The following is a 25924-nucleotide window of genomic DNA, read 5'->3' as shown; positions in this document are numbered from 1 at the left end:
TCGCCTCGTCCTCGTGCTCTTCCGCTGCTGCTTCGCGTCCGTGCCGTCAGCCGGTCAGCCGGTCAGCCGGTCCAGGCGGTCCAGGCGGTCCAGGCGGTCAGGGCGCCGACCACGACGGCGGCCCCGGTCACGCGCGGCGCGCCGGCCGCCTCGCGGTCCCACTCGCGCCACACGGGGACGCGCCTTCCGGGTGCGGCGACGGGGTGGGCCGCGAGCCGCGGGTCGACGGTCACCTCGCGGACGCCGAGCGGCTCGGTGAGCGCCCGCAGCGCGGGCTCCGAGAGCCTGATCCAGGCCTGGCGGTCGCCGAGGGCGGCGCTCAGCCGCTGCGGGCTGGTGAAGGCGACGGCGGTACGGCCGCCGACGGGCGTACGGAACAGGCGGGCGACGCAGCCCGCGGGTCCCGGCCGGACGGGGACGAAGAGCGGTCCGGCCGGGCCGGGTTCGCAGGGCTCGGGGTCCTCGCCGCACTGGGGCTCGGTCATGGGGGTTCCTCCTTGAGCAGCTGCTCGGGTGAACGGGGGCCCTCCGGCTCCGGCCGGGAACCAGGGGGCCTGTACCGAAGCTATGCCCGGGCCCCAGTGCCGCCCGTCCTCCATGACGGGACGTTGACGGGGGCGGGCGCCGCGTTGACGGTGGCTTGACGGGCTTGACGTCGCGATGTGTCCGCGGCGGGCCCCGGCGCCCGCCCCGCCGTAGCCGCCTGCTCGTTTGAGATCAATAGCGTTCGGAAGAGGCCAAGGTCACAGCCCTGTACGGCACCCAGTGCCAGGGGTTGCGCCCTAGCATCTTGCCCATGACGGTCCTGCCTGACGACGGGCTTTCCCTGGCCGCCGAGTTCCCTGATGCGACCCATGAGCAGTGGCAGCGCCTGGTGGAAGGCGTGCTGCGCAAATCGGGTAAGGACGTATCGGGGCCGGCCGCCGAGGAAACGCTGTCCACCGCACTCGAGGACGGGCTCAGCACCCGCCCGCTGTACACCGCCCGTGACACCGCGCCTGACGCCGGTTATCCGGGTTTCGCCCCCTTTGTCAGGGGCGCTACCGCCGCAGGCAGTGCCGCGGCCGGCTGGGACGTACGGCAGCGGCATGCGACCGCGGACCCCGCCGGCACGAACGAGACCGTGCTCGCGGACCTGGAGAACGGCGTCACCTCGCTGTGGCTCGGCGTCGGACCCGGCACGCTCCCCGTCTCCGGCATCGCGCGCGCCCTCCAGGGCGTCTATCTGGACCTGGCACCGGTCGCCCTGGACGCGGGCAGCGAAGTCGGGCCCGCGGCGCGTGAGTTGTTCCGTCTCTACGAGGAGCGGGGCGTCCCGAAGGACGCGGCGCGCGGCACCCTCGGCGCGGACCCCCTCGGCCACGAGGCACGCACGGGTGAACGGCTCGACCCGGTTGACGTGGTCGAACTGGCCCGGCTGTGCGGCCGGGAGTACCCGAACCTCCGCGCGCTGACCGTCGACGCCCTGCCGTACCACGAGGCGGGCGGCTCGGCCGGGCAGGAGCTCGGCGCGTCGCTCGCCACGGCGGTCGCCTACCTGCGCGAGCTGACCGGTGCGGGGCTCTCGGTGGAGGCGGCCTGCGCCCAGCTGGAATTCCGGTACGCGGCCACCGCCGACCAGTTCCTGACCATCGCCAAGCTGCGGGCGGCCCGGCGGCTGTGGGCCCGCGTTGCCGAGGTCTGCGGCGCCCCGGACGCGGGGGCGCAGCGCCAGCACGCGGTGACCTCGCCGGTCATGATGTCGCGCCGCGACCCGTGGGTGAACATGCTGCGGACGACGGTGGCCTGCCTCGGTGCGGGCGTCGGCGGCGCGGACTCGGTGACCGTCCTGCCCTTCGACCACTCGCTCGGCCTGCCGGACGCGTTCGCGCGCCGCATCGCCCGCAACACCTCGACGATCCTCCTGGAGGAGTCGCACCTCGCCCGCGTGATCGACCCGGCGGGCGGCTCCTGGTACGTGGAGCGGCTCACCGACGAACTGGCGCACGCGGGCTGGGAGTTCTTCCAGGAGATCGAGCGCGCGGGCGGCCAGGCGGCGGCCCTGCGCTCCGGCCTGATCGGTGAACGCCTCGCCGCCACCTGGGCGAAGCGCAGCGAGAAGCTCGCCAAGCGGCGTGAACCGATCACCGGCGTCAGCGAGTTCCCGAACCTGACGGAGCGACCGGTCGAGCGCGTGGCCTCGCCGGCCGGGGCGGCGGGCGGTCTGCCGCGCGTCCGCCGCGACGAGGCCTACGAGGTCCTGCGCTCGCGCTCGGACGAGCACCTGGCCTCTACGGGGGCCCGCCCCCGCGTGTTCCTCGCCGCGCTCGGCCCCGCGGCCGCGCACACCGCGCGGGCCTCCTTCGCCTCGAACCTCTTCCGGGCAGGCGGCATCGAAGCCGTCCACGACCCGGCGACGGTGGACGCGACGACGGCCGCCGACGCGTTCAAGGCCAGCGGTGCCACGGTGGCGTGCCTGTGCTCCAGCGACGCGCTCTACGAGGAGCAGGCCGCCGAGGTCGCCGAGGCGCTCAAGTCGGCGGGCGCGCGGCGGGTGTTCCTCGCGGGGCGCCCCGCCGAGTCCGCCGAGTCCGCAGCCGTCGACGCGTACGTCTTCGCGGGCTGCGACGCCGTGTCCGTGCTCTCCTCCACCCTCGACCACATGGGAGTGGCGTAATGGCGATCCCCGACTTCACCGGCGTCGGCCTGACGCCCGACGCCACCTCCGAAGTTGCCGAGGACCAGTGGCGCAGCGCCGTCAAGGAGTCCACCGGCAAGGCCGACGACGACCTGGTGTGGGAGACCCCGGAGGGCATCGCGGTCAAGCCGCTCTACACGGGCGCCGACCTCGAAGGCCTCGACTTCCTGGAGACGTTCCCCGGTGTCGCGCCGTATCTGCGCGGCCCCTACCCGACGATGTACGTCAACCAGCCCTGGACGATCCGCCAGTACGCCGGGTTCTCCACGGCCGAGGAGTCCAACGCCTTCTACCGCCGCAACCTCGCGGCCGGACAGAAGGGCCTCTCGGTCGCCTTCGACCTGCCCACGCACCGCGGCTACGACAGTGACCACCCGCGCGTGACGGGTGACGTCGGCATGGCGGGCGTGGCCATCGACTCGATCTACGACATGCGTCAGCTCTTCGACGGCATCCCGCTGGACAAGATGACGGTGTCGATGACGATGAACGGCGCGGTGCTCCCCGTACTCGCGCTGTACATCGTGGCCGCCGAGGAGCAGGGCGTACCGCCGGAGAAGCTGGCCGGGACCATCCAGAACGACATTCTCAAAGAGTTCATGGTCCGCAACACCTACATCTATCCGCCCAAGCCCTCGATGCGGATCATCTCCGACATCTTCGCGTACACCTCGCAGAAGATGCCGCGCTACAACTCCATCTCGATCTCCGGCTATCACATCCAGGAGGCGGGCGCGACGGCCGACCTGGAGCTCGCGTACACCCTCGCGGACGGCGTGGAGTATCTGCGGGCCGGTCAGGAAGCGGGCCTGGACGTCGACGCGTTCGCGCCGCGGCTCTCCTTCTTCTGGGCGATCGGCATGAACTTCTTCATGGAGGTCGCCAAGCTCCGCGCGGCGCGCCTGCTCTGGGCGAAGCTGGTCAAGCAGTTCGACCCGAAGAACGCCAAGTCCCTTTCGCTGCGCACCCATTCGCAGACCTCGGGCTGGTCGCTGACCGCGCAGGACGTGTTCAACAACGTCACGCGTACGTGCGTCGAGGCGATGGCGGCGACGCAGGGCCACACCCAGTCGCTGCACACGAATGCCCTGGACGAGGCGCTCGCCCTGCCGACCGACTTCTCCGCGCGCATCGCCCGCAACACCCAGCTGCTCATCCAGCAGGAGTCGGGCACGACGCGGACGATCGACCCGTGGGGCGGCAGCGCGTACGTCGAGAAGCTGACGCACGACCTGGCTCGCCGCGCCTGGCAGCACATCGAGGAGGTCGAGGCCGCGGGCGGCATGGCGCAGGCCATCGACGCGGGCATCCCGAAGCTGCGTGTCGAGGAGGCCGCGGCGCGTACGCAGGCGCGGATCGACTCGGGGCGCCAGCCGGTCATCGGCGTCAACAAGTACCGCGTGGAGACCGACGAGCAGATCGACGTGCTGAAGGTCGACAACTCCTCGGTGCGGGCCCAGCAGATCGCCAAACTGGAACGCCTGCGCGCGGAGCGCGACGAGGCGGCCTGCCAGGACGCGCTGCGGGCACTCACCGCGGCGGCCGGGCGGGACCCCGGCCCGGGCCTGGAGGGCAACCTCCTCGCCCTGGCCGTCGACGCGGCCCGCGCGAAGGCCACGGTCGGCGAGATCTCCGACGCCCTGGAGAGCTCGTACGGGCGGCACGCGGGGCAGATCCGTACGATCTCCGGTGTGTACCGCACCGAAGCAGGCTCGTCCCCGTCCGTGGAACGCACCCGTACGCTCGTCGGGTCCTTCGAGGAGGCCGAGGGGCGCCGGCCGCGCATCCTGGTCGCCAAGATGGGCCAGGACGGCCACGACCGCGGGCAGAAGGTCATCGCCACCGCCTTCGCCGACCTCGGCTTCGACGTGGACGTCGGCCCGCTCTTCCAGACCCCGGCGGAGGTCGCGCGCCAGGCCGTCGAGGCGGACGTGCACATCGTCGGCGTCTCGTCGCTCGCCGCCGGCCACCTGACCCTCGTACCGGCGCTGCGTGCGGAGCTGGCCGCCGAGGGCCGCGAGGACATCATGATCGTCGTGGGCGGCGTGATCCCGCCGCAGGACGTGCCGACGCTCCTGGAGATGGGTGCCGCTGCCGTCTTCCCGCCCGGCACGGTGATCCCGGATGCCGCGTACGACCTGGTGAAGCGACTGGCGGCCGACCTCGGCCACGAGCTGTGAGCATGGCGGCGCCGCGGATCGACATCGACGCGTACGTCAAGGGCGTGCTCGACGGGAAGCGGGCGCAGATCGCGCGCGCCATCACGCTCGTCGAGTCGACCCGTCCGCAACACCGGGCGCTCGCGCAGGAGTTGCTGACCCAGCTGCTTCCGCACAGCGGGCGGGCGCGGCGGATCGGCATCAGCGGGGTGCCCGGTGTCGGCAAGTCGACGTTCATCGACGCGCTCGGCACGATGCTGACCGGGCTCGGGCACCGGGTCGCGGTCCTGGCCGTCGACCCGTCGTCGACCCGGACGGGCGGCTCGATCCTCGGCGACAAGACGAGGATGGAACGTCTCGCGGTGGATCCGGCCGCCTTCGTGCGTCCCTCGCCCACCGCCGGGACGCTCGGCGGGGTCGCGAAGGCGACGCGCGAGTCCATCGTGGTGATGGAGGCGGCAGGGTACGACGTGGTGCTCGTGGAGACGGTGGGCGTGGGCCAGTCGGAGACGGCGGTCGCGAACATGGTCGACTCGTTCCTGCTGCTCAGCCTGGCCCGTACGGGCGACCAGTTGCAGGGCATCAAGAAGGGTGTCCTGGAACTCGCGGACGTCCTCGCCATCAACAAGGCGGACGGCCCGCACGAGCGTGACGCGCGCTCGGCGGCGCGTGAGCTGGCGGGCGCCCTGAGGCTCATGCACCCTGCCGACGCCGCCTGGACGCCGCCGGTGCTCAGTTGCAGCGCCCGGGAGTCCAGCGGCCTCGACGAGGTCTGGGACCGCCTGGAACAGCACCGTACGCTCCTCGACTCCACGGGCCGTCTCGCCGCCAAACGGCGCGACCAGCAGGTCGACTGGACGTGGACGATGGTGCACGACGAACTCCTGGACCGGCTGCGGGGGCATGCGGCGGTACGAGAGCTGGCCCCTGACCTGGAGCAGCGGGTACGGGAGGGCACGTTGACGGCGACGCTGGCGGCGGAGCGGATTCTGGGGGCGTTCCAGGGGGACGGCTAGGGGGTTGTTCTGCGTCGAGGGCGCGATGCGGGAGACATCCGCCGGGTGGGCGGGAGACATCCGCCGCGAAGCGGCCGTCTAGATTTGCCCCCATGACCACAGCAGCCAACGAGGAGGCCCCCGTCCTCCTCCACGCAGAGGGCCGCGCAGGCCACATCACGCTGAACCGTCCCCGAGCGATCAACGCGCTGAACCACGCCATGGTCCGCCTGATGGACGAGGCCCTTTCCGCGTGGGAGAGGGACGAGCACATCACCACCGTCGTCCTCTCCGGCAACGGCGACCGCGGGCTCTGCGCAGGAGGCGACATCCGCTCCATCCACGACGACATCCGCGCGGGCGGCGGCGCCGCGTCCGTGGCCTTCTGGCGTGACGAGTACCGGCTCAACGCCCGCATCGCCCGCTTCCCGAAGCCGTACGTCGCCGTGATGGACGGCATCGTGATGGGCGGCGGGGTCGGCGTCTCGGCGCACGGCAGCGTACGGATCGTCACCGAGCGCTCCCGGATCGCCATGCCGGAGACCGGGATCGGCTTCGTGCCGGACGTCGGCGGTACGTATCTGCTGACGCGGACGCCCGGCGAACTGGGCACGCACCTCGCGCTGACCGGCTCGGCGGTGGGAGCGGGCGACGCGCTGCTGTGCGGCCTCGCCGACCACTACGTACCCTCGGAGCGCCTGCCGGAGTTCACGGCCGCGCTGGCCGAACGTGATGTGAGCGAGGTCGTCGCGGAGTTCGCCACCGCCGCGCCGGAGGGGGAGCTCGCCGCCCACCGCCAGTGGATCGACGCCTGCTACTGCGCCGACTCCGTGGAGGAGATCGTGGAGCGGCTGTACGACTCGGGCGACCGCGCGGCCAAGGAGGCCGCCGAGACCATCCTCGGCAAGTCGCCGACCGCCCTGAAGGTGACGCTCGCCGCCCTGCGCAGGGCCCGCGACCTCGGCTCGCTGGAGGAGGTGCTCGACCAGGAGTACCGCGTATCGGCCGCCGCGATCACCGCGCCGGACATGGTCGAGGGCATCCGCGCACAGGTGGTCGACAAGGACCGCGATCCGCACTGGTCCCCCGCCGAGCTCACGCAGGTGACCGACGCCGACGTGGCCCGCCACTTCGCCCCGCGCGAAGGCGACGAACTCGGCCTCGCCAGCGGTCGGGGCTGACCCGCGATGCCCCTGATCCGGACGCCGCGCCTCATACTCCGACGCTGGCGCGCGTCGGACGTCGCCCCGATGACCGTGATCAACTCCGATCCCGAGGTGATGCGGTGGATCGGCGATGGCTCCGTCCACGAGCACGAGGAGCAGACGCGTTCCCGCATCGCTATGTGGGAGCACGAATGGGAGACCGAGGGCTTCGGGCTCTTCGCGGTGGAGATCCGCGCCACCGGTGAACTCGCCGGGTTCACCGGGCTCTCCGTGCCGCACTACCTCCCCGAGGTGCTGCCCGCGGTGGAGATCGGCTGGCGGCTCGGGCGTCCCTTCTGGGGGCGGGGCCTTGCCACCGAGGCGGCACGGGCCGCTCTCGACTTCGGCTTCGCCGACCGCGGCCTCGAGCGGGTCGTCAGCATCGTCCAGGTGGGCAACAACGCTTCCGAACGCGTCATGAACAAGCTCGGGATGCGCGTGGAGCGGGGCGCCGTCGACCACCACTGCGGTCGCCCGATCCGCATCCATGTCCTCCACGCGCCCGCTGCGGAGGCGCCCGCCGCGGACGCACCCGGCACAAACGCGCCTGCTACGGGGGATCGATCTCCGTGACGACGGCGAGGAGCTGGAACGGCAGTTCCCTGTCCCACTGGGAGACGCCGAGGGCGATCCACCTCCCGTCGGCCCGCCACAGGTGGAGGTCCGGCACGGAGGAGCTCAGCGAGCCCCACGGCTCCGGTATGTCCTCGCCCGTCCCGTCCTCGCCACCGCTCAGCGTCCGCTCGAAGAGGCCCCCCAGGCTGAATATCTGCGGTTCGCCCCAGCGGTCGGCGAGGAGGACCGACAGGCCGTCACGCTCGGCCTCGTACTGATCGGCGGTCGCCTCCCACTGCGTGCCGTCGTCCTCCCAGAAGCCGTCACTCGTCAGTAACTCGGCGATGCGATACCCCGGACCGCCGTCGCCGCCCGCCGACCTGCCGTGCTCCGCGGGGAACTCCCGTGAGCGCAGCAGGTCGATCGCGGCGAGATGCTGTGCGGTACTCATGGCATCCAGTAAAGCGGCCGCCACTGACAACTGGCCCGCCGTCAGGCCCCCGGCGTCACGATCCGGACATACGCCTCACGCGTCGCGTCGCCGCAGCGCCCACCAGCCCGCGAGCAGCGCCGCGGCCGCCCATGCCGCCGTGACGGCAAGTCCCGCCCACGGTCCCAGAGTTCCCGTCGGGTTCTCGTGCAGGATCTGCTGACCCGCTCGGTCCGGCAGGAAGCCCGCGACACCGTTCGCGACATCCCCGATCACGAAGGGCACGATGAGCGTGAACGGGATGAGGATGCTCAGGACGGCAACCCCGCTGCGCAGCAGCGTGGTCAGGCCCGCGGCGAGCAGCGCCATCAGCGCGAGATAGATGCCCCCGCCGACGCACGCCCGCAGGGCACCGTCATGGCCGAGGCCGATGGCGTACTCCCCCATGAACGCCTGGCCGGACAAGAACCCCGCGAAGCTCGTCAGGAGGCCCACGCCGAGCGCAAGCGCGCCCACCACCGCGACCTTGGCCCCGTAGAAAAGCCCTCTGCGCGGCACCGCGGAGAGCGAGACGCGCAGCGCGCCGTTCAGGTACTCCGAGGACATCGCCGTCGTACCGAAGCTGATGGCGGCGACCTGGCCGAAGTTGAGTGCGTAGAAGGCGAAGAAGAGCGGTTCGTAGTCGGCGTTTTCGGCCTCCGCCGTCCCGACCGAGGCGAACGCGAGCACGGTGATGGCGAGGGTGGCCACGAAGACGGAGATGAGCGAACCGAGGCTGGCACGCACCGACCTGATCTTGATCCACTCCGAGCGGAGCACGGCGGTCGTCGACATGGTCAAGCCTCCTGGCGGGGCGTCGTGGCGGTGGCGGCGAACTCGGTGTCGTCGGCCGTGAGGGCGAGGTAGGCCTGCTCCAGGGAGGCCTGTTCGTCGGAGAGTTCAAGGAGAGCGATGCCGTGCCCCGCGGCGATGGACCCGATCTCCTCGGCCTGCGCGCCCTCCACCGTCCAGCGCCCTTCGTCCTGCGCCGTCATCGCGTACCCCTTGTCCGTCAGGAGGCCGCGCAGCCGGTCGCTCTCGGGGGTGCGCAGCCGTACCCGCGGGCTGCTGTGCGCCGCGATGAAGTCCCGCATCGAGGTGTCGGCGAGGAGCCTGCCCCTGCCGAGGACCACCAAGTGGTCGGCGAACGTGGCCGTCTCGTTCATGAGATGGCTGGAGACCAGGACCGTACGGCCTTCCCGGGCGAGGCGCCGCATCAGCTCGCGGATCCAGAGGATGCCCTCGGGGTCGAGGCCGTTGGACGGTTCGTCCAGCATGACGACGTGCGGGTCGCCGAGCAGCGCGGCCGCGATGCCCAGGCGTTGGCGCATGCCGAGCGAGAACGTCTTGATCCTGCGCCCCGCCACGGCGGCGAGCCCCGCCTCTTCGAGCACCTCCGCCACCCGGCGCGCGGGGATGCGGTTGGCGGCGGCGAGGGCGAGGAGGTGGTTGCGTGCGGTACGCGATCCGTGCGCGGCCTGCGCGTCGAGCAGGGCCCCCACGTGGTGCAGGGGTTCGTCGATGCTCGCGTAGGGGCGGCCGCCGATCGTCGCGGTGCCCGAAGTGGGCCGGTCGAGGCCTAGGACGAGGCGCATGGTGGTGGACTTGCCGGCGCCGTTGGGGCCGAGGAACCCGGTGACCTTCCCCGGCCGGACGGTGAAGGTCAGTTGGTCCACGGCGCGGGTGGTGCCGTACTCCTTGGTGAGGTTCTGGACGTCGATGCTGGTCATGGGTCCACACTCGCGGGCGGACAGGGGCGGGCACTTCCCCCGGCCAGGGGGTTCGTCTCCCCCTCACGGGGGAGCCGGACGGGCGTGTGCGGCTGGCACGATGACGTGATGCCCCGCTTCTTCCGGCCGGTCACCAGCGCGGTGACCTATACGCGCTGGCTGCACCTGCTCATCGGGGCGGCCATCGCGTTGATCCTCGCGTTCATCTATCCCGGGCTCAGCGACCCGTCGGTCGCCGACTGGCTGCTGATCGCCGTCCAGCCGATCCCGCTCGTGGCTGCGACCGCCGTGCTGCCGTCCATGCGCCGGGCGGAAGGGTTGCAGGCCCGGCTGATGCTGTTTCCGGGGCAGCACGCGCGCGTGCCGGGGGACGACGGAGATTCCGGCGTCTCCGTCGCCCCTTCCGCGTCCTGGAGCGACCGGGGCAGGACGGCGGTGTGGCTCGTGCTGCGTCTGGAGGCCGGTTGCGCGGCGATGCTGGTGACGATTCAGCTCCTGGGGACCTCGCTCGCACTGGTGGGCGCGGCGTCGTCGGACCCTGCCGAGGAACCCGGACTGCTCCTTCCCCTGCCGGGACCGGACCCGGCCAACGCGCTGCTCGTGCCGGTCCCGATCGTGGTGCTCCTGGCGGTGATGGTGGCCGCGGGCCGCCTGATGACGTCGGCCGCCCGGCAACTGCTCGGTCCCTCCCCCAAAGAGCGCCTCGCCGCCCTGGAGGAGCGCACCGAACAGCTCCTGGAACGCAACCGGATCGCGCGGGAACTGCACGACTCCATAGGCCACGCGCTGACCGTCGCGGTGGTCCAGGCGGGGGCCGCACGGGCCGCTGCCGACCCCGCGTTCACCGACCGCGCGCTCGGCGCGATCGAGGAGACGGGCCGGGCGGCCCTGGAAGACCTGGAGCGTGTACTGCGTGTCCTTCGCGAGGACGGACAGCGCGCGAGCCGGCGCCCCACACTCGCCGAAGCCGACCAACTCCTCGCTTCCGCACGGGCTTCGGGAGCGAAGGTCGACACCGACGTGTCGGGCCCCGTGGAGCGTGTGCCGGGCCCGGTCTCCCGCGAGGCCTACCGCATGCTCCAGGAGGCCCTCACGAACGTGCTGCGGCACTGCGGGCCCGTGCCGGTACGGGTGCGGGTCGCGGTCGGCGAGAGGGCCCTGGAGATCGACGTGAGCAACGCGCTGCCGGCGGGCACGGAGATCACCGGCCGCGGCGGCAGCGGCCTGCGCGGCATCCGGGAGCGGGCCACGCTGCTCGGCGGGCGGGCCGCCACGGGTCCGCGCGACGGCGAATGGCAGGTGCACGTCGAGCTGCCGCTCGGGTGACCTACGCTGACCGGATGCCGGTCACTGTCCTCCTCGTCGACGACGAACCCCTCGTACGCGCCGGTCTGCGCGCCGTCCTGGAGGCGCAGCCCGACATCGAGGTGGTGGGCGAGGCGGCCGACGGCGCCGCGGTGATCCCCCTGGTGCGCCGACTGCGGCCCGACGTGGTCGCCATGGACGTCCGCATGCCGCTCCTGGACGGCATCGAGGCCACGCGCGCGGTCCTGCGCACCGTGCAGGACCCGCCGAAGATCCTCGTGGTGACGACCTTCGAGAACGACGAGTACGTGTACGAGGCGCTGCGCGCGGGCGCCGACGGCTTCCTTCTCAAGCGCGCCCGGCCCGCCGAGATCGTGAACGCCGTCCGTCTCGTCGCCGAGGGCGAGTCGCTGTTGTTCCCCGCCGCGGTGCGGCAACTGGCCGGCGAGTACGGGCAGCGGCCGGGCAACACCGCGGCCAGGGCCGCCCTGGAGCGGGCCGCGCTCACCGAGCGCGAGTCGGACGTGCTGCGCCTGATGACGCGCGGCCTGTCGAACGCGGAGATCGCGGGGGAGCTGATCGTGGGCGCCGAGACGGTCAAGTCCCATGTGAGTTCCGTGCTCGCGAAGCTGGGGGCCCGCGACCGGACGCAGGCGGTGATCACCGCGTACGAGTCCGGTTTCGTCGCGCCGGGGTAGCCATGACCGGTCGGCACTCTGCGTCACGGGTGGGCCCGGCACTCGCAGTGGTCGGCCCCGGCGAGTACGATCCGCCCATCATGCGCACGAGCTGGGAGGACGGACGTTGGGGCGGCTGACCGGCGGGGATCCCTCTCTGCTGCGGCGGATCAACTCCGCGGTGGTGCTGCACGCTCTGCGTGCGGCGGACTTCGCGACACTCACCGAGATCACCCGGGTGACCGGCCTTTCCCGGCCGACCGTCGAGGGCGTGGTCGAGGGGCTCATCGAGGCCGGGCTCGTGGTGGAGACCGCCGCCGAGGAAGGCGCGGCAAGACGCCAGGGACGGCCCGCGCGGAGGTTCCGCTTCCGGGCCGAGGCGGGACATCTGCTCGGCCTGGAGATCGGCCCGCACCGGGTGGCCGCCGTCCTGTCGGATCTGGACGGGCGGGTGATGGGCACGACGGCCAGGGACGTCGCCGAGACGGCCTCGGCGGACGAGCGCATCGAGCGCCTGCGCACGGCGGTCGCCGATCTGCTGCGCCGTGGCGGGATCGCCCGCAGCTCCCTGCGCGCGGTGGGCGTGGGAAGCCCCGGCATCGTGGAGGCGGACGGCACGGTCCGGCTCGGCACCGCGCTGCCGGAGTGGACGGGGCTGCCGCTGGGCGAGCGTCTGCGCAGGTCCTTCAAGTGCCCGGTCCTGGTGGAGAACGACGCGAACACGGCGGCGGTGGCCGAGCACTGGAAGGGCGCGGCGACCGAGTCCGACGACGTGGTGTTCGTCCTTGCAGGGCTCAGCCCCGGAGCCGGCGCGCTGATCGGCGGGCGACTGCACCGCGGGTACGGCGGCGCCGCCGGGGAGATCGGCGCCCTGCACCTGCTTGGCCGTGACGTGACCCCGGAGACGCTCCTCTCGACCACGGACGAGCCGCTGCACCCGCTCGACGAGCAGGCCGTGGCAGAGGTGTTCGCCCACGCGCGCGAGGGCGACGAGCGGGCGCGGCAGGCCGTCGAGCGGTACATCCAGCGCCTGGTGCACGACGTGGCGGCGCTGGTGCTCGCCCTGGACCCCGAACTGGTCGTCGTGGGCGGCTGGGCGGCCGGTCTGGACGGCGTCCTTGAGCCGCTGCGCCGCGAGCTGGCCCGCTACTGCCTGCGCCCGCCCCGGGTGGCCCTGTCGATGCTCGGCGAGGCCGCCATCGCGACGGGCGCGCTGCGCCTTGCCCTCGACCATGTCGAGGAGCAGCTGTTCGCGGTGGAGGGAACGGTGACGGCGCGCCGCTGAGGCGACGCGCCGTGCACGGGAAGAGCGGGGTCAGGAGGCCTGGCGCTCCGGGCCGTGGTGGATCTCGACGCCGCCCGCGTCACCGAACGTGAGACGGCAGGTGTCGGCGCGGTACGTCGCCACGGACACCGCGGCGGTGCGTCCCTCGGCGAAGAAGCGGGTCGTCACGACGAGGACCGGGGCGCCGGGCAGCCGGTCGAGGGCCTTGGCGTCGTCCGCGCGGGCCGAGCCGAGCTCGACGGCGCGGTCCTGTCCTTCGAGGCCGAGCCGGTGCAGTTCGCGCAGCACGCCACGCGCGCGTGAGGGTCCGGACGGAGCGTCGATGGCGGAGAGCTCGGCCACGGACGACGCCGGTACGTACAGGAGCTCGGCGGCCACCGGCTGGCCGTGCGAGACGCGCGTACGGCGCACCACGTGCACCTGCTCGTCGGCGGCGGTCTCGAGCATGCGGGCCACGTCCGCGGGCGGGACCGCCGGTGCGCAGTCGGCGGGCTGCCAGGCGTCGCCGACCTCGCCCGGCCACGTGCCCTGCGCGGAACCGACGGCCACGCCCACCCGCGGCGGTGCGACGGTCGTGCCGACGCCGCGGCGGCGCTGCAGCCTGCCTTCGAGCTCCAGCTGCTCCAGTGCCTGGCGCAGCGTGGCGCGCGCGACGCCGAACCTGGCCGCGAGATCACGCTCGTTGGGCAGGATCTCGCCGACGGCGAACTCGGAGTCGAGTGCCTCGCTGAGCACGGTCTTGAGGTGCCAGTACTTCGGCTCCGGAGCCGTTTCCAGCTGCGTGGTCCCCACCCTGTCCTCCGCAATCCCCGTGTGCCGGCTGCTTTTTAGCGCCTTGTTTATTAAAGGTTCCTGCACTATCTCTGGCGACGATAGAGCGGCACCCACCCTTGGTCAAGACCAATCCTCGATCCGTTACAGCGCGCACAGGGACGATGCCACAGAGCATTCACGCGATGTTGGCGTCGGTCCACGCGCACGTTGCGAACAAGACAAAACCCCCGCCTTGAGTGACGGGGGTCTGTCGTCCGCGTTCTAGGAGGCGAAACCGAGCAGCTTGTCCGGGTTGCGGATGATGTAGACGTTGGCGATCCGCCCGTCCACGACGTCCAGTTGGAAGACGGAGTCCGGCTTGCCGTCGACCAGGATCAGCGCGGAATAGGCGCCGTTGACCTCCAGGAACCGGGTCTCGACGACCGCTCCGCCCGGTACGCCCCTGCGGGCCGCGCCGTCGAGGAAACGGCCCACCTTGTCGGCGTTCTCGATGACGCGCAGCGGCGCCTTCGCCTTGCCCCCGCTGTCGCCGACCAGGCGTACGTCCGGAGCGAGCAGGGACATCAGGCCGTCCAGGTCGCCGCCGGCCGCCGCGGCGAGAAACCGTTCGGTCAGGTCGCGCCGCTCGCCCGGATCCACGGTGTAGCGCGGTTTCCCCTCGTCGACGTGCTTGCGGGCCCGCGCCGCGAGCTGGCGCACGGCCGGCTCGCCGCGATCCAGCGTGGCGGCGATCTCCGAGAACGGGAATCCGAAGGCCTCCCGCAGCACGAACACCGCCCGCTCCAGGGGTGACAGGGACTCCAGTACGACAAGGACGGCGATGGAGACGGAGTCGGCGAGCACCGCCTGCTCGGCGGTGTCCGGGACGGTCGGGCCGTAGTCGGTGACGAGCGGTTCGGGCAGCCACGGGCCCACGTAGGACTCGCGCCGGGACTGCACGTGGCGCAGCCGGTCGATGGCGAGCCGTGTGGTGACGCGCACCAAGTAGGCACGCGGCTCGCGCACTTGTTCCTGATCGGCCGCCGACCAGCGCAGCCAGGCCTCCTGCACGACATCCTCCGCGTCGGCCACCCGGCCGAGCATGCGGTAGGCCACGCCCATCAGGACGGGCCGGTGCTCTTCGAAGACGTCGGTCACGGTGTCGGTCGCCACTCGTCCATCCCAGCGGACGCGGCCGCCCGCTGTCCAGGCGGAACGGGTGCGGCGCGTCCCACACCGACGGTCGGGCTCTCGCGGCCCCCGCCCTCTTGAACTGGAGGCTACTGAGCGGTAATTGTTGCTGACAAGGTGTCTAAGGTGTCTGAGGACCGCCGCCGGGCGGCGGGGACTGGAGCAGCAATGGCCGCAGAGGTGTCTTTCAGCGTCGAATCGTCCGGCGGCCCGCGGACCCTGTCCGTCGCCTACGAACGCGCCGGCGAGGGCGAGCCGCTGCTCCTGCTGCACGGCATCGGCCACCACCGCCAGGCATGGGACCCGGTGTTCGGCATCCTGGCCGCCGAGTACGACGTGATAGCCGTGGACCTGCCGGGCTTCGGCGAGTCCCCCGCGCTTCCGGACGAGCTTCCCTACGACATCACCACGGTGGTGTCCGTGCTCGGTGCGCTGTGCGAGGCCCTGGACATCGAGCGGCCGCATGTGGCGGGCAACTCCCTCGGCGGGCTGCTCGCCCTGGAGCTCGGCCGGGAGAAGCTCGTGCGCTCGGTCACCGCCCTGTCCCCCGCCGGTTTCTGGACGCCCGGCGAGCGGCGCTACGCCTTCAACACCCTGCTCGCGATGCGGCGCGGGGCGCGGCTCCTTCCGCTGCCGCTGATAGAGCGGCTCTCGCGGTCCGCCGCCGGGCGCGCCGCGCTCACCAGCACCATCTACGCCCGCCCCGGCCGCCGGTCACCCGAGGCCGTGGTCGCCGAGACGCTCGCGCTGCGCGACGCCAAGGGGTTCGAGCAGACCCTCGCCGCCGGGCGTGACGTGCTCTTCGGTGACGACGTGCCCGGACTCGCGGTCACCGTCGCCTGGGGTGCGCGCGACCGCATCCTGCTGCGCCGCCAGGGAGTCCGGGCCAAGCACGCCGTCCCCGAGGCCCGCCTCGTGCGCCTTCCCGGCTGCGGGCACGTCCCGATGAACGACGATCCGGCCCTCGTCGCGCGCGTCGTCCTCGACACGTGCCGCCGGTCGCCGGCCGCGTAGCACGCCGGAGCCCAGGGCCACCCCGGCGCCGACGAGGGCGCTTCCCACGGCCTGGGGGACGCCGTAGGCGCCGGTCCCGACCAGGGGGGCGGTGAAGGCCGCCGCCACGGGGATCAGACCGGAGAAGAGGGTGGCCCGCTCGGCGCCGATGCGCTGGATGCCCGAGTACCAGCAGACGAACCCGATGACGGTGACGATCGCCGCCTGCCACAGCAGGGCCGCCGCCTCGGTGGTGCCGGGCATCCGCAGGAAGCCCCCGCCGTCGACCACGACCCCGATGAGGGCGGACTCGACGGCGGCGATCCCGCACACCGTGGCGGACAGCAGCTTCGGGCCGAGCGGCCGCAGCACCGGAACGGCGAGCACCGCGAACCCCACCTCGCCCGCGAGCGCACACACCGAGAAGAGGATGCCGACGGCGTCCGTACGCCCCCACCCCTGCACGGTGAAGGCTCCCGCCGCGACGATCAGAGCCCCGTACATGACGGCCCGTTGCGGCTGCCGCCCTTCCAGGAGCGGCACGACGACCGCCACGACGAGCGGCGCGCATCCCACGAAGACACCCGGCACGGCCGGTTCCGCGGTGCGCTCGGCGGCGAGGATCGCCAAATTGAAGCCGACCATGCCGACCGCCGCGAGGACCGCGAGCCGCCCCCACTGACGCCGGGTGAGGCGGGCGAGCGGCGCCGTCCCGCCCCGCCCGAGCAGCGGCAGGAGCAGCAGACAGGCCAGGCCGTAGCGCAGGAACTGGCCGCCCGCGTACGGGTAGTCGCCGAGGAGGCTGTTGGCGGTGAAGGAGCCGCCGACGAGGAGACAGGCGAGGGCCGCGAGCAGGGACCCGCGGGTGAGGTTCGTGTTCATGCCCCTGACGCTAGGAACGGACGCGGACCGGTTTAAGGTCCACTTCCGGGGCTTGTTCGGGGACCACTTTCCGCGGGCTCCTTGTGGTCCCTCACGTACAGGAGGCGCATCCCGATGACTTCGGCGGCCGGAACCCCCGCCTGGGAGCTGCTGCTGCCCGCCGCGTCCGCACCCGCCCGCAGCCGTGGCCGCAGCCTGCGGTCGGCGCTGCGCGACGCGGTCAGATCCGGGCAGCTGGCGCCGGGGACGCGGCTGCCGTCCAGCCGGTCGCTCGCCGCCGACCTGGGTGTCTCACGGGGGCTCGTCACGGAGACGTACGAGCAGTTGACGGCCGAGGGGTACCTGCGCAGCGACCGGGGCGCGGGAACCTGGGTGGGCGGCGCGGCACGGAGAGCCGCTCCGGGCACGCGCGATCTGGCGCCGCGGCCCGTCCACGCGCGCGTGGACTTCATCGCGGGAACCCCCGATCTGTCCCTGTTCCCGCGCGCCGCGTGGGCGGCGGCCCACCGCGGTGTCCTGGCCGAACTGCCCCACCACGCACTGGGCTACCCGGATCCGCGGGGCCTGCCCCGGCTGCGGACGGCCCTCGCCGGACTTCTCGTGCGCCGCCGGGGGGTGGTCGCCGACCCGGAGGGGATCGTCGTCTGCTCCGGCGTGGCCCAGGCCATGGCACTGGTCGGGTTCGTGCTCCACGCGCGCGGGGAGCGTGCCGTCGGCGTCGAGGACCCCGGAAGCCCGCAGCACGGCGAGCTGTTCGCGTCGGCGGGGGTCGCCACGGTGCCGGTCCCCGTCGACGACGAGGGGGTGGACACCGGCGTACTGAGAGAACAGGGACTGCGCACGGTCGTCACCACGCCCGCCCACCAGTTCCCCCTGGGCATCGGTTACTCGGCCCCGCGGCGGGCCGAACTCCTCGACTGGGCGCGGTCCGTGGACGGCCTGATCATCGAGGACGACTACGACGGGGACTTCCGCTACGACCGCGCCCCGGTGGGCGCGTTGCAGGGACTCGACCCCGAACATGTCGCGTACACGGGCTCGGTCAGCAAGTCGCTGGCTCCCGGGCTGCGCCTGGGGTGGCTGCTCGCACCGGAGTCGATGATCGACGAGGTCGTCGCCCGCAAGCGCATGATGGACCTGGGCAACCCGGCACTCGACCAGGCCCTGCTCGCGCGTTTCGTCGAACGCGGCGACTACGACCGCCAGTTGCGCCGCTGCCAGCGCGCCTACCGCGAACGCAGGGACGCGCTCGTCGCGGCGCTCGACGAGCACTTTCCCGGTACGGAGGTGACCGGCATCGCCGCAGGTCTGCACGTCATCGCCAGGCTGCCCGGCCGGTGGGGCCCGCAGGAGGCCTTCCTGCGGCGGGCCGCGGCGGCCGGGGTCGCGCTGCGCACGCTGGGCGACTACGGCTCGGCGACCGGCCCGGACGTGCGCCTCGTGCTCGGCTATGCCCACCTGACGCCCGCGCAGATCGCCGAGGGGGTGCGGCTCCTCGCCGGAGCGGCTCAGGAGTTGGACCACGCGCGCGTGCAGAGCACCAGGCGGTAGCCGTCCGGGTCCTCGACGGTGACGCCCCACTCGTTCCAGTACGGGTTGGGAGACAGGACACGTGTGCCGCCGTGCACCTCCAGGCGGGCCACAAGTTCGTCGGGGACCGGTTCGTCGAGATAGATGACGAGCAGGTCCTCCTCCGTGGGCCGCGGCAGGACCGGGTTGCCGGCCTCGTGGACGAGTTCGAGATGCCAGGACGCGTCCGGCCTGCCGACCATCAGCAGGTCGTGCTCGCCGGGAGCGTCGCCGCCCTCCGACCGCCACACGACGTCCAGGCCGAGGCCCGTCACCCAGAAGCGCTCCGCCGCCGCGAGGTCGCGGGACGGGCGGGCGATGCGGATGTGGCTCTGACCGTTGAAAGGCATGGGGCTCCCCCTCGTAATGCGGCGACGTGATGCGTGGTGCTGTTGCGTGTGCGTGATGCGTGGTGCCTGGCGCGTCGACGTGACGCGCCGACGCGGCGCGTTCGATCGCGTGCCTCCGCCGCCCCGAGCGTAGGCAGCCGCCGGATCTTCGCGCATCGGCCGTCAGACCTCGGGCGCGCGGCGGGGAGGTGCGACTTCCGACCGGCGACCGGGGATGTAGACGACGGCGACCGGGGATGTGGACAACACGGCGTTCGCACACCGGTTCCCTTGCGTCTCCGGCAGTTGTTCACTTGTGGTTTGCGTGTGCGCCGCCGCGCACCGCTAGTTGTGGCCCTGCACACTGGTCCGACCTGTCACTGGAGGCGCATTCATGTCACATCCTCAGCCGAGCCCGTCCCCGCGCCGGCGCAGTGTGCTGCGCGGTTCGCTCGCCGTACCGGCGGCGCTCGCCGTGCCGTCCATCGCCGGGGCCGCTCCGGCGTTCGCCCGGTCGGGGCGCCCGCGGGCCGAGTGGGGCGTGCAGGCCGGTGACGTGACGGCGCACGCGGGTCTGGTGTGGGTGCGCTCCGACCGGCCGGCCCGGATGATCGTGGAGACGTCGGCCACCGAGTCGTTCCGCAACCCCACTCGCTGGAAGGGGCCGCTGCTCGGCCCGGACACCGACTTCACGGGGACGACGCGGCTGCGCGGGCTGCCCGCGGGCGAGCAGATCCACTACCGCGTGGTCCTGGCCGACCCCGACGACCCCAGACGCACGGGAGAGCCGGTCACCGGCACGTTCCGTACGACGCCGAAGGGGCGCAAGGAGGGGGTGCGCTTCCTGTGGTCCGGTGACATCGCGGGCCAGGGCTGGGGCATCAACCCGGACCGCGGCGGCTGGCGCGTCTTCGAGGAGATGCGCCGCAGGAACCCGGACTTCTTCCTGTGCAGCGGCGACAACATCTACGCCGACGGGCCCATCCTGCCCAGCGTCACCCTGCCCGACGGCAGCGTGTGGCGGAACGTGACCACGGAGGAGAAGTCGAAGGTCGCCGAGTCGCTCGCGGAGTTCCGGGGCGCCTTCCGCTACAACCTGCTCGACGAGAACCTGCGGCGCTTCAACGCGCAGGTCCCCTCGATCGTCCAGTGGGACGACCACGAGGTGCGCAACAACTGGTATCCGGGGCAGATCCTGACCGACGCCCGCTATACGGAGAAGAACGTGGACGTCCTCGCCGGGCGCTCCCTGCGGGCCTTCAGCGAGTACTACCCCATCTCGACGCTGCCGCCGGGCGACGAGGACGGGCGGGTGTACCGCGTGCTGCGGCACGGCCCGCTCCTCGATGTGTTCGTCCTGGACATGCGCTCCTACCGCAACGCCAACTCACCCGGCCGGCAGCCCGACGACACCACAGGCATCCTGGGCGCCCGGCAGCTGAGCTGGCTCAAGCGCGAGCTCTCGCGCTCGCGCGCCACCTGGAAGGTCATCGCATCCGACATGCCGCTCGGCCTCGTCGTGCCCGACGGCTCGGCGAACTTCGAGGCCGTCGCCCAGGGCGACCCGGGCGCGCCGCTCGGCCGCGAGCTCCAGATCGCCGAACTCCTCCGGCACATCAAGCACCGCAAGGTCACCGGAACGGTGTGGCTGACCGCCGACGTGCACTACACGTCGGCCCAGCACTACGATCCCTCGCGCGCGGCGTTCAAGGACTTCGCGCCGTTCTGGGAGTTCGTTTCCGGGCCGCTGGCCGCGGGCGGTTTCCAGGCGCTCAAACTCGACGGGACGTTCGGTCCCGAGCAGCGCTTCGTCAAGGCACCGAACCGGGCCAACACGTCACCGGCCGAGACCCCGCAGTACTTCGGCGAGGTCGACATCGACGGCGACAGCGGCGAGCTGACCGTGCGGCTGCGGCAGGAGGGCGGCGGGGTGCTGTTCACCGAGGTGCTGCAGCCGGGGCGGGTGGGACAGGCGTGATCATGGCCCCGAGCGCACAACGAAAGCGCATGCCCGGACACCAAGGGCGAGCAAAGAGGAATTAAACGGGCAGAAGGCCTCTTAACTCGTCAGTCACAGAACGTTCGTGATCACGCAACACCCTTCCTCCACAGTGGCTGTATGAGTGCAGACATGCCTGATGTGAAGCGAACCAAACACGGCCGCCCTGTCCACCACTGGCGGCGGGATCTGGTGGAGCTCGCCGCCCTCTTCACGGCGGTGGCCGTGGCGGACGCGGTGGCGAACATGGTCGGGCACGGGCCCGACGGTCCCGCCCTGCTCGTGATCTCGGCCGTGGCGCTGCTCGCCACGGTCGGGTTCCACACATGGTGGGCACGCCGCCACAACCACGCGCCCCCGGCGGCGGACGATACCGGCGCCCGGCCGCACACCACCGGGCGTCGGGACCAGCACGACCAGCACGGCCAGCGACTGCCCGGGCCCGTGACGGCCATGGAGCAGGCCGGGGCCGCCGCCGCGCAGACCTCGGCGGGGGCGACGACGCTGTGGCGGATGCGCACCACGGTGCGGGACGAACCGGGCTCGCTCGCCGCCCTGTGCACGGCCCTCGCGTACGGCAAGGTCGACATCCTGAGCCTCCAGACGCACCCGCTCGCCGAAGGCACCGTCGACGAGTTCCTGCTGCGCGCGCCCGCCGACCTGCCCGCGGCCGAGATCACCCGCGGTGTCGCGCACGCGGGCGGCTCGGGCACCTGGATCGAGCGGGCGGACGCCCACGACCTGGTGGACGCCCCCACCCGCATCCTGGGCCTCGCCACCCGCACCGCCCTGGACGCCGCCGAACTCCCGCTCGCACTGCGCCAGTTGCTGGGCCGCTGCACCATCCGGTCGCTGCCCGCGAAGCCGCAGGGCTCATCCGGACCGCAGGCGGAGAAGTCCGTCGAGGGCGCCCTGGAGGGGACGGTGCTGCGGCTGCGGGCGCCGGAAGGCGAAGTGATCACCGTGGAGCGGCCGTACCTGCCGTTCACGCCCACCGAGTTCGCCCGCGCACGTGCCCTGGTCGAGCTCGACACCCGGCTCGGCCCGCGCATCCCGCACAGCCAGGACGTACTGACGCTCTCCGAGGGCAGCGCCATCACCGTGCGCCGGGCCGACACCGCCGACGTCCAGGCGGCCAAGGCCATGCACGCGCGCTGCTCGCAGCGCACGCTCGGCATGCGGTACCACGGTCCGGTCCGGGACGCCGACCGCTATCTCAACCACCTGCTCAGCCCGCGGTTCGGCCGCACCCTGGCGGTGCAGACGGCGTCGGGGCGCATCGTCGGCCTCGGTCATCTGCTCTGGGACGGCGACGAGACCGAGATCGCCCTGCTCGTCGAGGACGACTGGCAGCGCCGCGGCATCGGCGGTGAACTGCTCGGCCGCCTGGTGGCGATGGCCGGCGAGGCGGGCTGCGAGAGCGTGTACGCGGTGACGCAGGCGTCCAACACGGGCATGGTCGCCGCGATGCGCGGTCTGGGGCTCCCCCTCGACTACCAGATCGAGGAGGGCACCCTGGTCATCACCGCCCGCCTCGAAGCGACACCGGTCAGCTCACAACACCTGCCGTACGACCCCTCCCAGCATGAGCAGACGCACTAGCGGGGGCAGCGGCTGACGCGGACGGGCCCGGGCCGAGAGCATGGTCGAGGTCCTGCCACAGGTCCTCGACGTCCTCGAGCCCGGCCGAAAGCCGCAGCAGACTTTCGCTCACTCCCGACGAGCGCCGGTCCGCCGGGTCCACCACCCGGTGGCTGATCGACGCCGGATGCTGGATGAGCGTGTCGACGCTGCCGAGGCTGACCGCCGGGGTGATCAGCCGCACCCCGGCGGTCACCGCGTGCGGATCGCCGTGAACCTCGAAGGCCACCATGGCGCCGCCGAGCCGCGGATAGTGCACGCGGCGCACGCGCGGGTCGGCGGCAAGGCGCCGCGCCAGTTCCGCCGCGTTCGCCGAGGCGGCACGTACCCGCACCGGCAGGGTGGAAAGGCCCCGCAGCAGCAGGTATCCGGCGAGCGGGTGCAGCACCCCGCCGGTGGCGAAACGGACCTGCCGCAGCTGCCGCGCGAACTCCTCGTCGCACGCGACCACTCCGCCGAGGACGTCGCCGTGTCCGCCCAGGTACTTGGTGGCGCTGTGCAGCACGAGCCGCGCCCCGCTCTCGACCGGCCGCTGGAGCACGGGCGTCGCGAAGGTGTTGTCGGCGAGGAGCGGCACCGTGCCGCAGGCGTCGGCCACCGCGCGCAGGTCGAGTTCGGCGAGGGTGGGGTTGGCGGGCGACTCGACGAGCACCAGACCGGTGTCGGGGCGGATGGCGTCGGCGATCCCCGCGGGGTCGGTCCAGGTGACCTCGGAGCCGAGCAGGCCCGCGGTCAGCAGGTGGTCGCTGCACCCGTACAGCGGGCGGACCGCGACGACATGACGCAGGCCGGCCGCTCCCCGTACGAGAAGGACCGCGGTCAGCGCCGCCATGCCGCTCGCGAACGCGACCGCGCTCTCGGTACCTTCGAGGCGGGCCAGGGCGGTCTCGAAGCGCGCGACCGTCGGGTTGGCGAGGCGGGCGTAGACGGGCGGACCGTCGTCCAGGGCGCCGTCGGCGGCGAAGGCGTCTATGCGCGCCGCCTCCCCGCGGGTGTCGTGGGACGGGTACGTGGTGGACAGGTCGATCGGCGCGGCGTGCAGGCCGAGCCCGGCGAGGTCGTCGCGTCCGGCGTGCACGGCCTCGGTGGCGAGGGCGCGCGGCCATGCCGTGGGGGCGGCCGGGAGGCCGGATCCGGTGCGGGATTCCGTGTTCGTGTCCATGGGTGGAAGTCTGAACAAAGACCGGTGTCTGGTGGTTGAATCCCGTGCTACGTTCGGCGAGTGGCTGACTCTGTCGTACTGGACCCGGTGGATCTTCGCATACTGCGGCTGTTGCAGAACGATGCCCGGATCACGTACCGCGATCTCGCGTCCCGGGTGGGTGTCGCGCCCTCGACCTGTCTGGACCGGATCTCCCGGCTGCGCCGGTCCGGCGTGATCCTCGGCCATCAGCTGCGGCTCGATCCGGCGAAACTCGGGCGCGGCCTGGAGGCGCTGCTCTCCGTGCAGGTGCGGCCGCACCGGCGCGAATTGGTCGGACCGTTCGTGGAGCGGATCAGGGCGCTGCCGGAGTCCCGGTCGGTGTTCCATCTCGCCGGACCCGACGACTATCTGGTGCATGTGGCGGTGACCGACACGGCGGACCTCCAGCGGCTCGTCCTCGACGAGTTCACCGCACGGCGCGAAGTGGCGCGCGTGGAGACCCGGTTGATCTTCCAGCAGTGGGAGTGCGGGCCGCTCCTGCCGCCGGGACCGGAGGCCGATGACCAAGGGGAAAGCTCCGGCCAATCCTGATGACGCGGGGGTCTTCCGCGTACGAGTATGTCCGCATGTCAGACACAACCATCCCGAGTCCGAACACGAGCGCCGGGCCGCTGCCGCGTCAGGTCGCCGATGCCTACGTCGACGAGCTCATCGCCCTCGACCCCATCAACGGCACGTTCCTCGGCGTCAGGGCGAGCCACAGCAAGCTTCCCGACACCTCTCCGGCGGGCCAGGAAGCCGTCGCGGAGCTCGCCCGCACCACGCTCGCCCGGCTCGACGACGCGGAGCGGCTGCCCGGCGGCGACAGTGACGCCGAGCGCAGGTGCGCGCGCCTCCTGCGGGAGCGGCTCACCGCGGAACTCGCCGTGCACGAGGCCGACGAGGGGCTGCGCGCGGTCGGCAATCTGCACACGATCCCGCACGCGGTGCGCGAGATCTTCACGGTGACGCCGGACGAGACGGACGAGGACTGGGCGGCGATCGCCGAACGGCTGCGGGCCGTGCCGGCCGCGTACGAGGGATACCGTGCCTCGCTCGAACTCGGCCTGGAGCGCAAGCTGTTCGCTCCGCCCCGGCCGACGGCCGTCTTCATCGAGCAGCTCGGCGAGTGGGCGGGGCCCGGCGGCGAGGGCCGCGGCTGGTTCGAGGAGTTCGCCGCGGAGGGCCCCGACTCGCTCCGCGCCGACCTGGACGCCGCCGCGCGCGCCGCCACCGCGTCGGTCGTGGCACTGCGCGACTGGATGCGGGACGTCTACGCGCCCGCGATCGAGGGCGCCCCCGACACGGTGGGCCGCGAGCGCTACGCCCGCTGGTCCCGCTACTTCAACGGCGCCGATCTGGACCTCGACGAGGCCTACGCGTACGGCTGGTCCGAATTCCACCGGCTGCTCGGCGAGATGCGCACCGAGGCCGAGAAGATCCTGCCCGGCGCCGCCACGCCGTGGGTGGCGCTCGCCCACCTCGACGAGCACGGCACGCACATCGAGGGCGTGGAGGAGGTACGGGTCTGGCTCCAGGCGCTGATGGACGAGGCGATCGAGGCCCTTGACGGCACCCACTTCGAACTCGCCGAGCGGGTACGGAGGGTGGAGTCCCGCATCGCCCCGCCGGGCGGCGCGGCGGCTCCCTATTACACGGGCCCCTCGGAGGACTTCTCGCGCCCCGGCCGGACCTGGCTGCCGACCATGGGCGACACCCGCTTTCCCGTGTACGACCTGGTCTCCACCTGGTACCACGAGGGCGTGCCCGGCCATCACCTCCAGCTGGCTCAGTGGGCCCACGTCGCGGAGAACCTCTCCCGCTACCAGGCCACCATCGGCCTGGTCAGCGCCAACGCGGAGGGCTGGGCGCTGTACGCGGAGCGGCTCATGGACGAGCTCGGCTTCCTCACGGACGCCGAACGCAGGCTCGGCTACCTGGACGCGCAGATGATGCGGGCGCTGCGTGTCATCGTCGACATCGGCATGCACCTGGAGCTGGAGATCCCGGCGGACTCGCCCTTCCGCCCGGGCGAGCGCTGGACCCCCGACCTGGCGCAGGAGTTCTACGCCGCGCACTGCAGCCGTCCCGCGGACTACGTGGCGAGCGAGATGACCCGCTACCTCTCCATCCCCGGCCAGGCCATCGGCTACAAACTGGGCGAGCGGGCCTGGCTGCTCGGCCGCGAGAACGCGCGGCAGCGCCACGGTGACGCGTTCGACGCGAAGGCGTGGCACATGGCCGCCCTTTCGCAGGGGTCGCTGGGGCTCGACGACCTGGTGGACGAGTTGTCGGCGCTCTGAGGCCGGGGCGGGTCCGCCTCACCC

Annotated in this window: 22 protein-coding genes and 1 pseudogene; 14 read left to right on the top strand and 9 right to left on the bottom strand. The window is 72.4% G+C overall.

Annotated features, from left to right (window positions below; genetic code table 11):
• Nucleotides 1–62 precede the first annotated feature (62 nt).
• Nucleotides 63–485: an SAV_915 family protein gene (locus IE226_RS28390; RefSeq protein ID WP_190084254.1), complete on the bottom strand. Its 423-nt coding sequence runs from the start codon at nt 483–485 to the stop codon at nt 63–65.
• Nucleotides 486–796: 311 nt separating this feature from the next.
• Between IE226_RS28390 and mutA the strand changes: the two genes are divergently transcribed.
• The 5 genes from mutA (at nt 797) to IE226_RS28365 (ending at nt 7609) form a co-directional block, all read left to right on the top strand.
• On the top strand, nt 797–2656 hold the full coding sequence (gene mutA / locus IE226_RS28385) for a methylmalonyl-CoA mutase small subunit (protein ID WP_190084253.1): 1860 nt from the start codon (nt 797–799) through the stop codon (nt 2654–2656).
• A complete protein-coding gene (scpA, locus tag IE226_RS28380) occupies nt 2656–4857 on the top strand; it encodes a methylmalonyl-CoA mutase (protein ID WP_190084252.1) in 2202 nt (733 codons plus the stop codon). The genes mutA and scpA overlap by 1 nt, the downstream gene beginning before the upstream one ends.
• 2 nt (nt 4858–4859) lie before the next feature.
• Nucleotides 4860–5852 carry a methylmalonyl Co-A mutase-associated GTPase MeaB gene (meaB, locus tag IE226_RS28375; RefSeq protein WP_190084251.1) on the top strand — a complete coding sequence of 331 codons (993 nt, stop codon included), beginning with the start codon at nt 4860–4862 and terminating at the stop codon, nt 5850–5852.
• A 92-nt stretch (nt 5853–5944) separates the two neighbouring features.
• Nucleotides 5945–7012, top strand: a complete 1068-nt coding sequence (locus IE226_RS28370) for an enoyl-CoA hydratase/isomerase family protein (RefSeq protein WP_190084250.1) — start codon at nt 5945–5947, stop codon at nt 7010–7012.
• A 6-nt stretch (nt 7013–7018) separates the two neighbouring features.
• A complete protein-coding gene (locus IE226_RS28365; protein ID WP_190084249.1) occupies nt 7019–7609 on the top strand; it encodes a GNAT family N-acetyltransferase in 591 nt (196 codons plus the stop codon).
• Here the strand turns inward: IE226_RS28365 and IE226_RS28360 are convergent.
• From IE226_RS28360 to IE226_RS28350, 3 genes are all read right to left on the bottom strand, one after another.
• Entirely contained in the window at nt 7587–8042 is a 456-nt protein-coding gene (locus tag IE226_RS28360) for a hypothetical protein (RefSeq protein WP_190084248.1), read from the bottom strand. The two genes, IE226_RS28365 and IE226_RS28360, sit on opposite strands and share 23 nt — an antisense overlap.
• A 75-nt stretch (nt 8043–8117) precedes the next feature.
• Nucleotides 8118–8855 carry an ABC transporter permease gene (locus tag IE226_RS28355; protein ID WP_190084247.1) on the bottom strand — a complete coding sequence of 246 codons (738 nt, stop codon included), beginning with the start codon at nt 8853–8855 and terminating at the stop codon, nt 8118–8120.
• Nucleotides 8856–8857: 2 nt separating this feature from the next.
• Complete coding sequence (locus IE226_RS28350; protein WP_190084246.1) at nt 8858–9790, bottom strand: ATP-binding cassette domain-containing protein; 933 nt, start codon at nt 9788–9790, stop codon at nt 8858–8860.
• 108 nt (nt 9791–9898) lie between these two features.
• Between IE226_RS28350 and IE226_RS28345 the strand changes: the two genes are divergently transcribed.
• The 3 genes from IE226_RS28345 to IE226_RS28335 all read left to right on the top strand — a co-directional run bounded on the left by IE226_RS28345 (nt 9899) and on the right by IE226_RS28335 (nt 13057).
• Entirely contained in the window at nt 9899–11116 is a 1218-nt protein-coding gene (locus IE226_RS28345; RefSeq protein WP_190084245.1) for a sensor histidine kinase, read from the top strand.
• A 14-nt stretch (nt 11117–11130) separates the two neighbouring features.
• A complete protein-coding gene (locus tag IE226_RS28340; RefSeq protein ID WP_190084244.1) occupies nt 11131–11793 on the top strand; it encodes a response regulator transcription factor in 663 nt (220 codons plus the stop codon).
• A 106-nt stretch (nt 11794–11899) separates the two neighbouring features.
• Complete coding sequence (locus IE226_RS28335) at nt 11900–13057, top strand: ROK family transcriptional regulator (protein ID WP_190084243.1); 1158 nt, start codon at nt 11900–11902, stop codon at nt 13055–13057.
• Nucleotides 13058–13087: 30 nt separating this feature from the next.
• Here the strand turns inward: IE226_RS28335 and IE226_RS28330 are convergent, their stop codons facing one another.
• Nucleotides 13088–13849: a GntR family transcriptional regulator gene (locus IE226_RS28330; RefSeq protein WP_190084242.1), complete on the bottom strand. Its 762-nt coding sequence runs from the start codon at nt 13847–13849 to the stop codon at nt 13088–13090.
• A gap of 243 nt (nt 13850–14092) precedes the next feature.
• The gene (gene sigJ / locus IE226_RS28325) at nt 14093–14983 is read right to left on the bottom strand and encodes an RNA polymerase sigma factor SigJ (protein ID WP_190084241.1); all 891 of its coding nucleotides are present in this window, start codon (nt 14981–14983) and stop codon (nt 14093–14095) included.
• A 186-nt stretch (nt 14984–15169) separates the two neighbouring features.
• On the opposite strand from sigJ, the gene IE226_RS28320 reads away from it, so the two are divergent.
• Complete coding sequence (locus tag IE226_RS28320) at nt 15170–16015, top strand: alpha/beta fold hydrolase (protein ID WP_190084370.1); 846 nt, start codon at nt 15170–15172, stop codon at nt 16013–16015.
• Between the two features lie 456 nt (nt 16016–16471).
• Here IE226_RS28320 and IE226_RS45465 read toward each other — a convergent pair.
• Nucleotides 16472–16876, bottom strand: a pseudogene (locus IE226_RS45465) (EamA family transporter); the annotation flags it as partial.
• 114 nt (nt 16877–16990) lie between these two features.
• Here IE226_RS45465 and pdxR point away from each other — a divergent pair.
• Complete coding sequence (gene pdxR, locus IE226_RS28310) at nt 16991–18427, top strand: MocR-like pyridoxine biosynthesis transcription factor PdxR (RefSeq protein ID WP_190084240.1); 1437 nt, start codon at nt 16991–16993, stop codon at nt 18425–18427.
• On the opposite strand, the gene IE226_RS28305 is transcribed toward pdxR, so the two are convergent.
• The gene (locus IE226_RS28305) at nt 18385–18795 is read right to left on the bottom strand and encodes a VOC family protein (protein ID WP_190084239.1); all 411 of its coding nucleotides are present in this window, start codon (nt 18793–18795) and stop codon (nt 18385–18387) included. The two genes, pdxR and IE226_RS28305, sit on opposite strands and share 43 nt — an antisense overlap.
• A 373-nt stretch (nt 18796–19168) precedes the next feature.
• On the opposite strand from IE226_RS28305, the gene IE226_RS28300 reads away from it, so the two are divergent.
• Both IE226_RS28300 and IE226_RS28295 read left to right on the top strand, forming a co-directional pair.
• Nucleotides 19169–20752: an alkaline phosphatase D family protein gene (locus IE226_RS28300; protein ID WP_190084238.1), complete on the top strand. Its 1584-nt coding sequence runs from the start codon at nt 19169–19171 to the stop codon at nt 20750–20752.
• A gap of 153 nt (nt 20753–20905) precedes the next feature.
• Nucleotides 20906–22375 carry a GNAT family N-acetyltransferase gene (locus IE226_RS28295; protein WP_229871586.1) on the top strand — a complete coding sequence of 490 codons (1470 nt, stop codon included), beginning with the start codon at nt 20906–20908 and terminating at the stop codon, nt 22373–22375.
• Here the strand turns inward: IE226_RS28295 and IE226_RS28290 are convergent.
• The gene (locus tag IE226_RS28290; protein WP_190084236.1) at nt 22323–23576 is read right to left on the bottom strand and encodes a trans-sulfuration enzyme family protein; all 1254 of its coding nucleotides are present in this window, start codon (nt 23574–23576) and stop codon (nt 22323–22325) included. The genes IE226_RS28295 and IE226_RS28290 overlap by 53 nt on opposite strands.
• Nucleotides 23577–23636: 60 nt before the next feature.
• Here IE226_RS28290 and IE226_RS28285 point away from each other — a divergent pair, with 60 nt between their 5' ends.
• Nucleotides 23637–24149 (top strand): Lrp/AsnC family transcriptional regulator, encoded by a 513-nt coding sequence (locus IE226_RS28285; protein ID WP_190084235.1) that lies wholly within the window; start codon nt 23637–23639, stop codon nt 24147–24149.
• A gap of 35 nt (nt 24150–24184) precedes the next feature.
• Nucleotides 24185–25900, top strand: coding sequence for a DUF885 domain-containing protein (locus tag IE226_RS28280; protein ID WP_190084234.1), 1716 nt, complete (start codon nt 24185–24187; stop codon nt 25898–25900).
• Nucleotides 25901–25924 lie beyond the last annotated feature (24 nt).

This window comes from Streptomyces longisporoflavus (assembly GCF_014649775.1).
GTDB classification, from domain to species: domain Bacteria; phylum Actinomycetota; class Actinomycetes; order Streptomycetales; family Streptomycetaceae; genus Streptomyces; species Streptomyces longisporoflavus.
This window is presented reverse-complemented; position numbering and strand designations above follow the sequence as displayed.

What these genes read in the sequence shown, in the direction of transcription:
- IE226_RS28360 (WP_190084248.1), bottom strand. Translation starts at nt 8,042, where the DNA reads ATGAGTACCGCACAGCATCTCGCCGCGATCGACCTGCTGCGCTCACGG.
- IE226_RS28370 (WP_190084250.1), top strand. Translation starts at nt 5,945, where the DNA reads ATGACCACAGCAGCCAACGAGGAGGCCCCCGTCCTCCTCCACGCAGAG.
- IE226_RS28305 (WP_190084239.1), bottom strand. Translation starts at nt 18,795, where the DNA reads ATGCCTTTCAACGGTCAGAGCCACATCCGCATCGCCCGCCCGTCCCGC.
- IE226_RS28295 (WP_229871586.1), top strand. Translation starts at nt 20,906, where the DNA reads ATGCCTGATGTGAAGCGAACCAAACACGGCCGCCCTGTCCACCACTGG.
- meaB (WP_190084251.1), top strand. Translation starts at nt 4,860, where the DNA reads ATGGCGGCGCCGCGGATCGACATCGACGCGTACGTCAAGGGCGTGCTC.
- IE226_RS28320 (WP_190084370.1), top strand. Translation starts at nt 15,170, where the DNA reads ATGGCCGCAGAGGTGTCTTTCAGCGTCGAATCGTCCGGCGGCCCGCGG.
- IE226_RS28345 (WP_190084245.1), top strand. Translation starts at nt 9,899, where the DNA reads ATGCCCCGCTTCTTCCGGCCGGTCACCAGCGCGGTGACCTATACGCGC.
- IE226_RS28365 (WP_190084249.1), top strand. Translation starts at nt 7,019, where the DNA reads ATGCCCCTGATCCGGACGCCGCGCCTCATACTCCGACGCTGGCGCGCG.
- mutA (WP_190084253.1), top strand. Translation starts at nt 797, where the DNA reads ATGACGGTCCTGCCTGACGACGGGCTTTCCCTGGCCGCCGAGTTCCCT.
- IE226_RS28390 (WP_190084254.1), bottom strand. Translation starts at nt 485, where the DNA reads ATGACCGAGCCCCAGTGCGGCGAGGACCCCGAGCCCTGCGAACCCGGC.
- IE226_RS28355 (WP_190084247.1), bottom strand. Translation starts at nt 8,855, where the DNA reads ATGTCGACGACCGCCGTGCTCCGCTCGGAGTGGATCAAGATCAGGTCG.
- IE226_RS28300 (WP_190084238.1), top strand. Translation starts at nt 19,169, where the DNA reads ATGTCACATCCTCAGCCGAGCCCGTCCCCGCGCCGGCGCAGTGTGCTG.
- IE226_RS28290 (WP_190084236.1), bottom strand. Translation starts at nt 23,576, where the DNA reads ATGGACACGAACACGGAATCCCGCACCGGATCCGGCCTCCCGGCCGCC.
- IE226_RS28340 (WP_190084244.1), top strand. Translation starts at nt 11,131, where the DNA reads ATGCCGGTCACTGTCCTCCTCGTCGACGACGAACCCCTCGTACGCGCC.
- pdxR (WP_190084240.1), top strand. Translation starts at nt 16,991, where the DNA reads ATGACTTCGGCGGCCGGAACCCCCGCCTGGGAGCTGCTGCTGCCCGCC.
- scpA (WP_190084252.1), top strand. Translation starts at nt 2,656, where the DNA reads ATGGCGATCCCCGACTTCACCGGCGTCGGCCTGACGCCCGACGCCACC.
- IE226_RS28280 (WP_190084234.1), top strand. Translation starts at nt 24,185, where the DNA reads ATGTCAGACACAACCATCCCGAGTCCGAACACGAGCGCCGGGCCGCTG.
- IE226_RS28350 (WP_190084246.1), bottom strand. Translation starts at nt 9,790, where the DNA reads ATGACCAGCATCGACGTCCAGAACCTCACCAAGGAGTACGGCACCACC.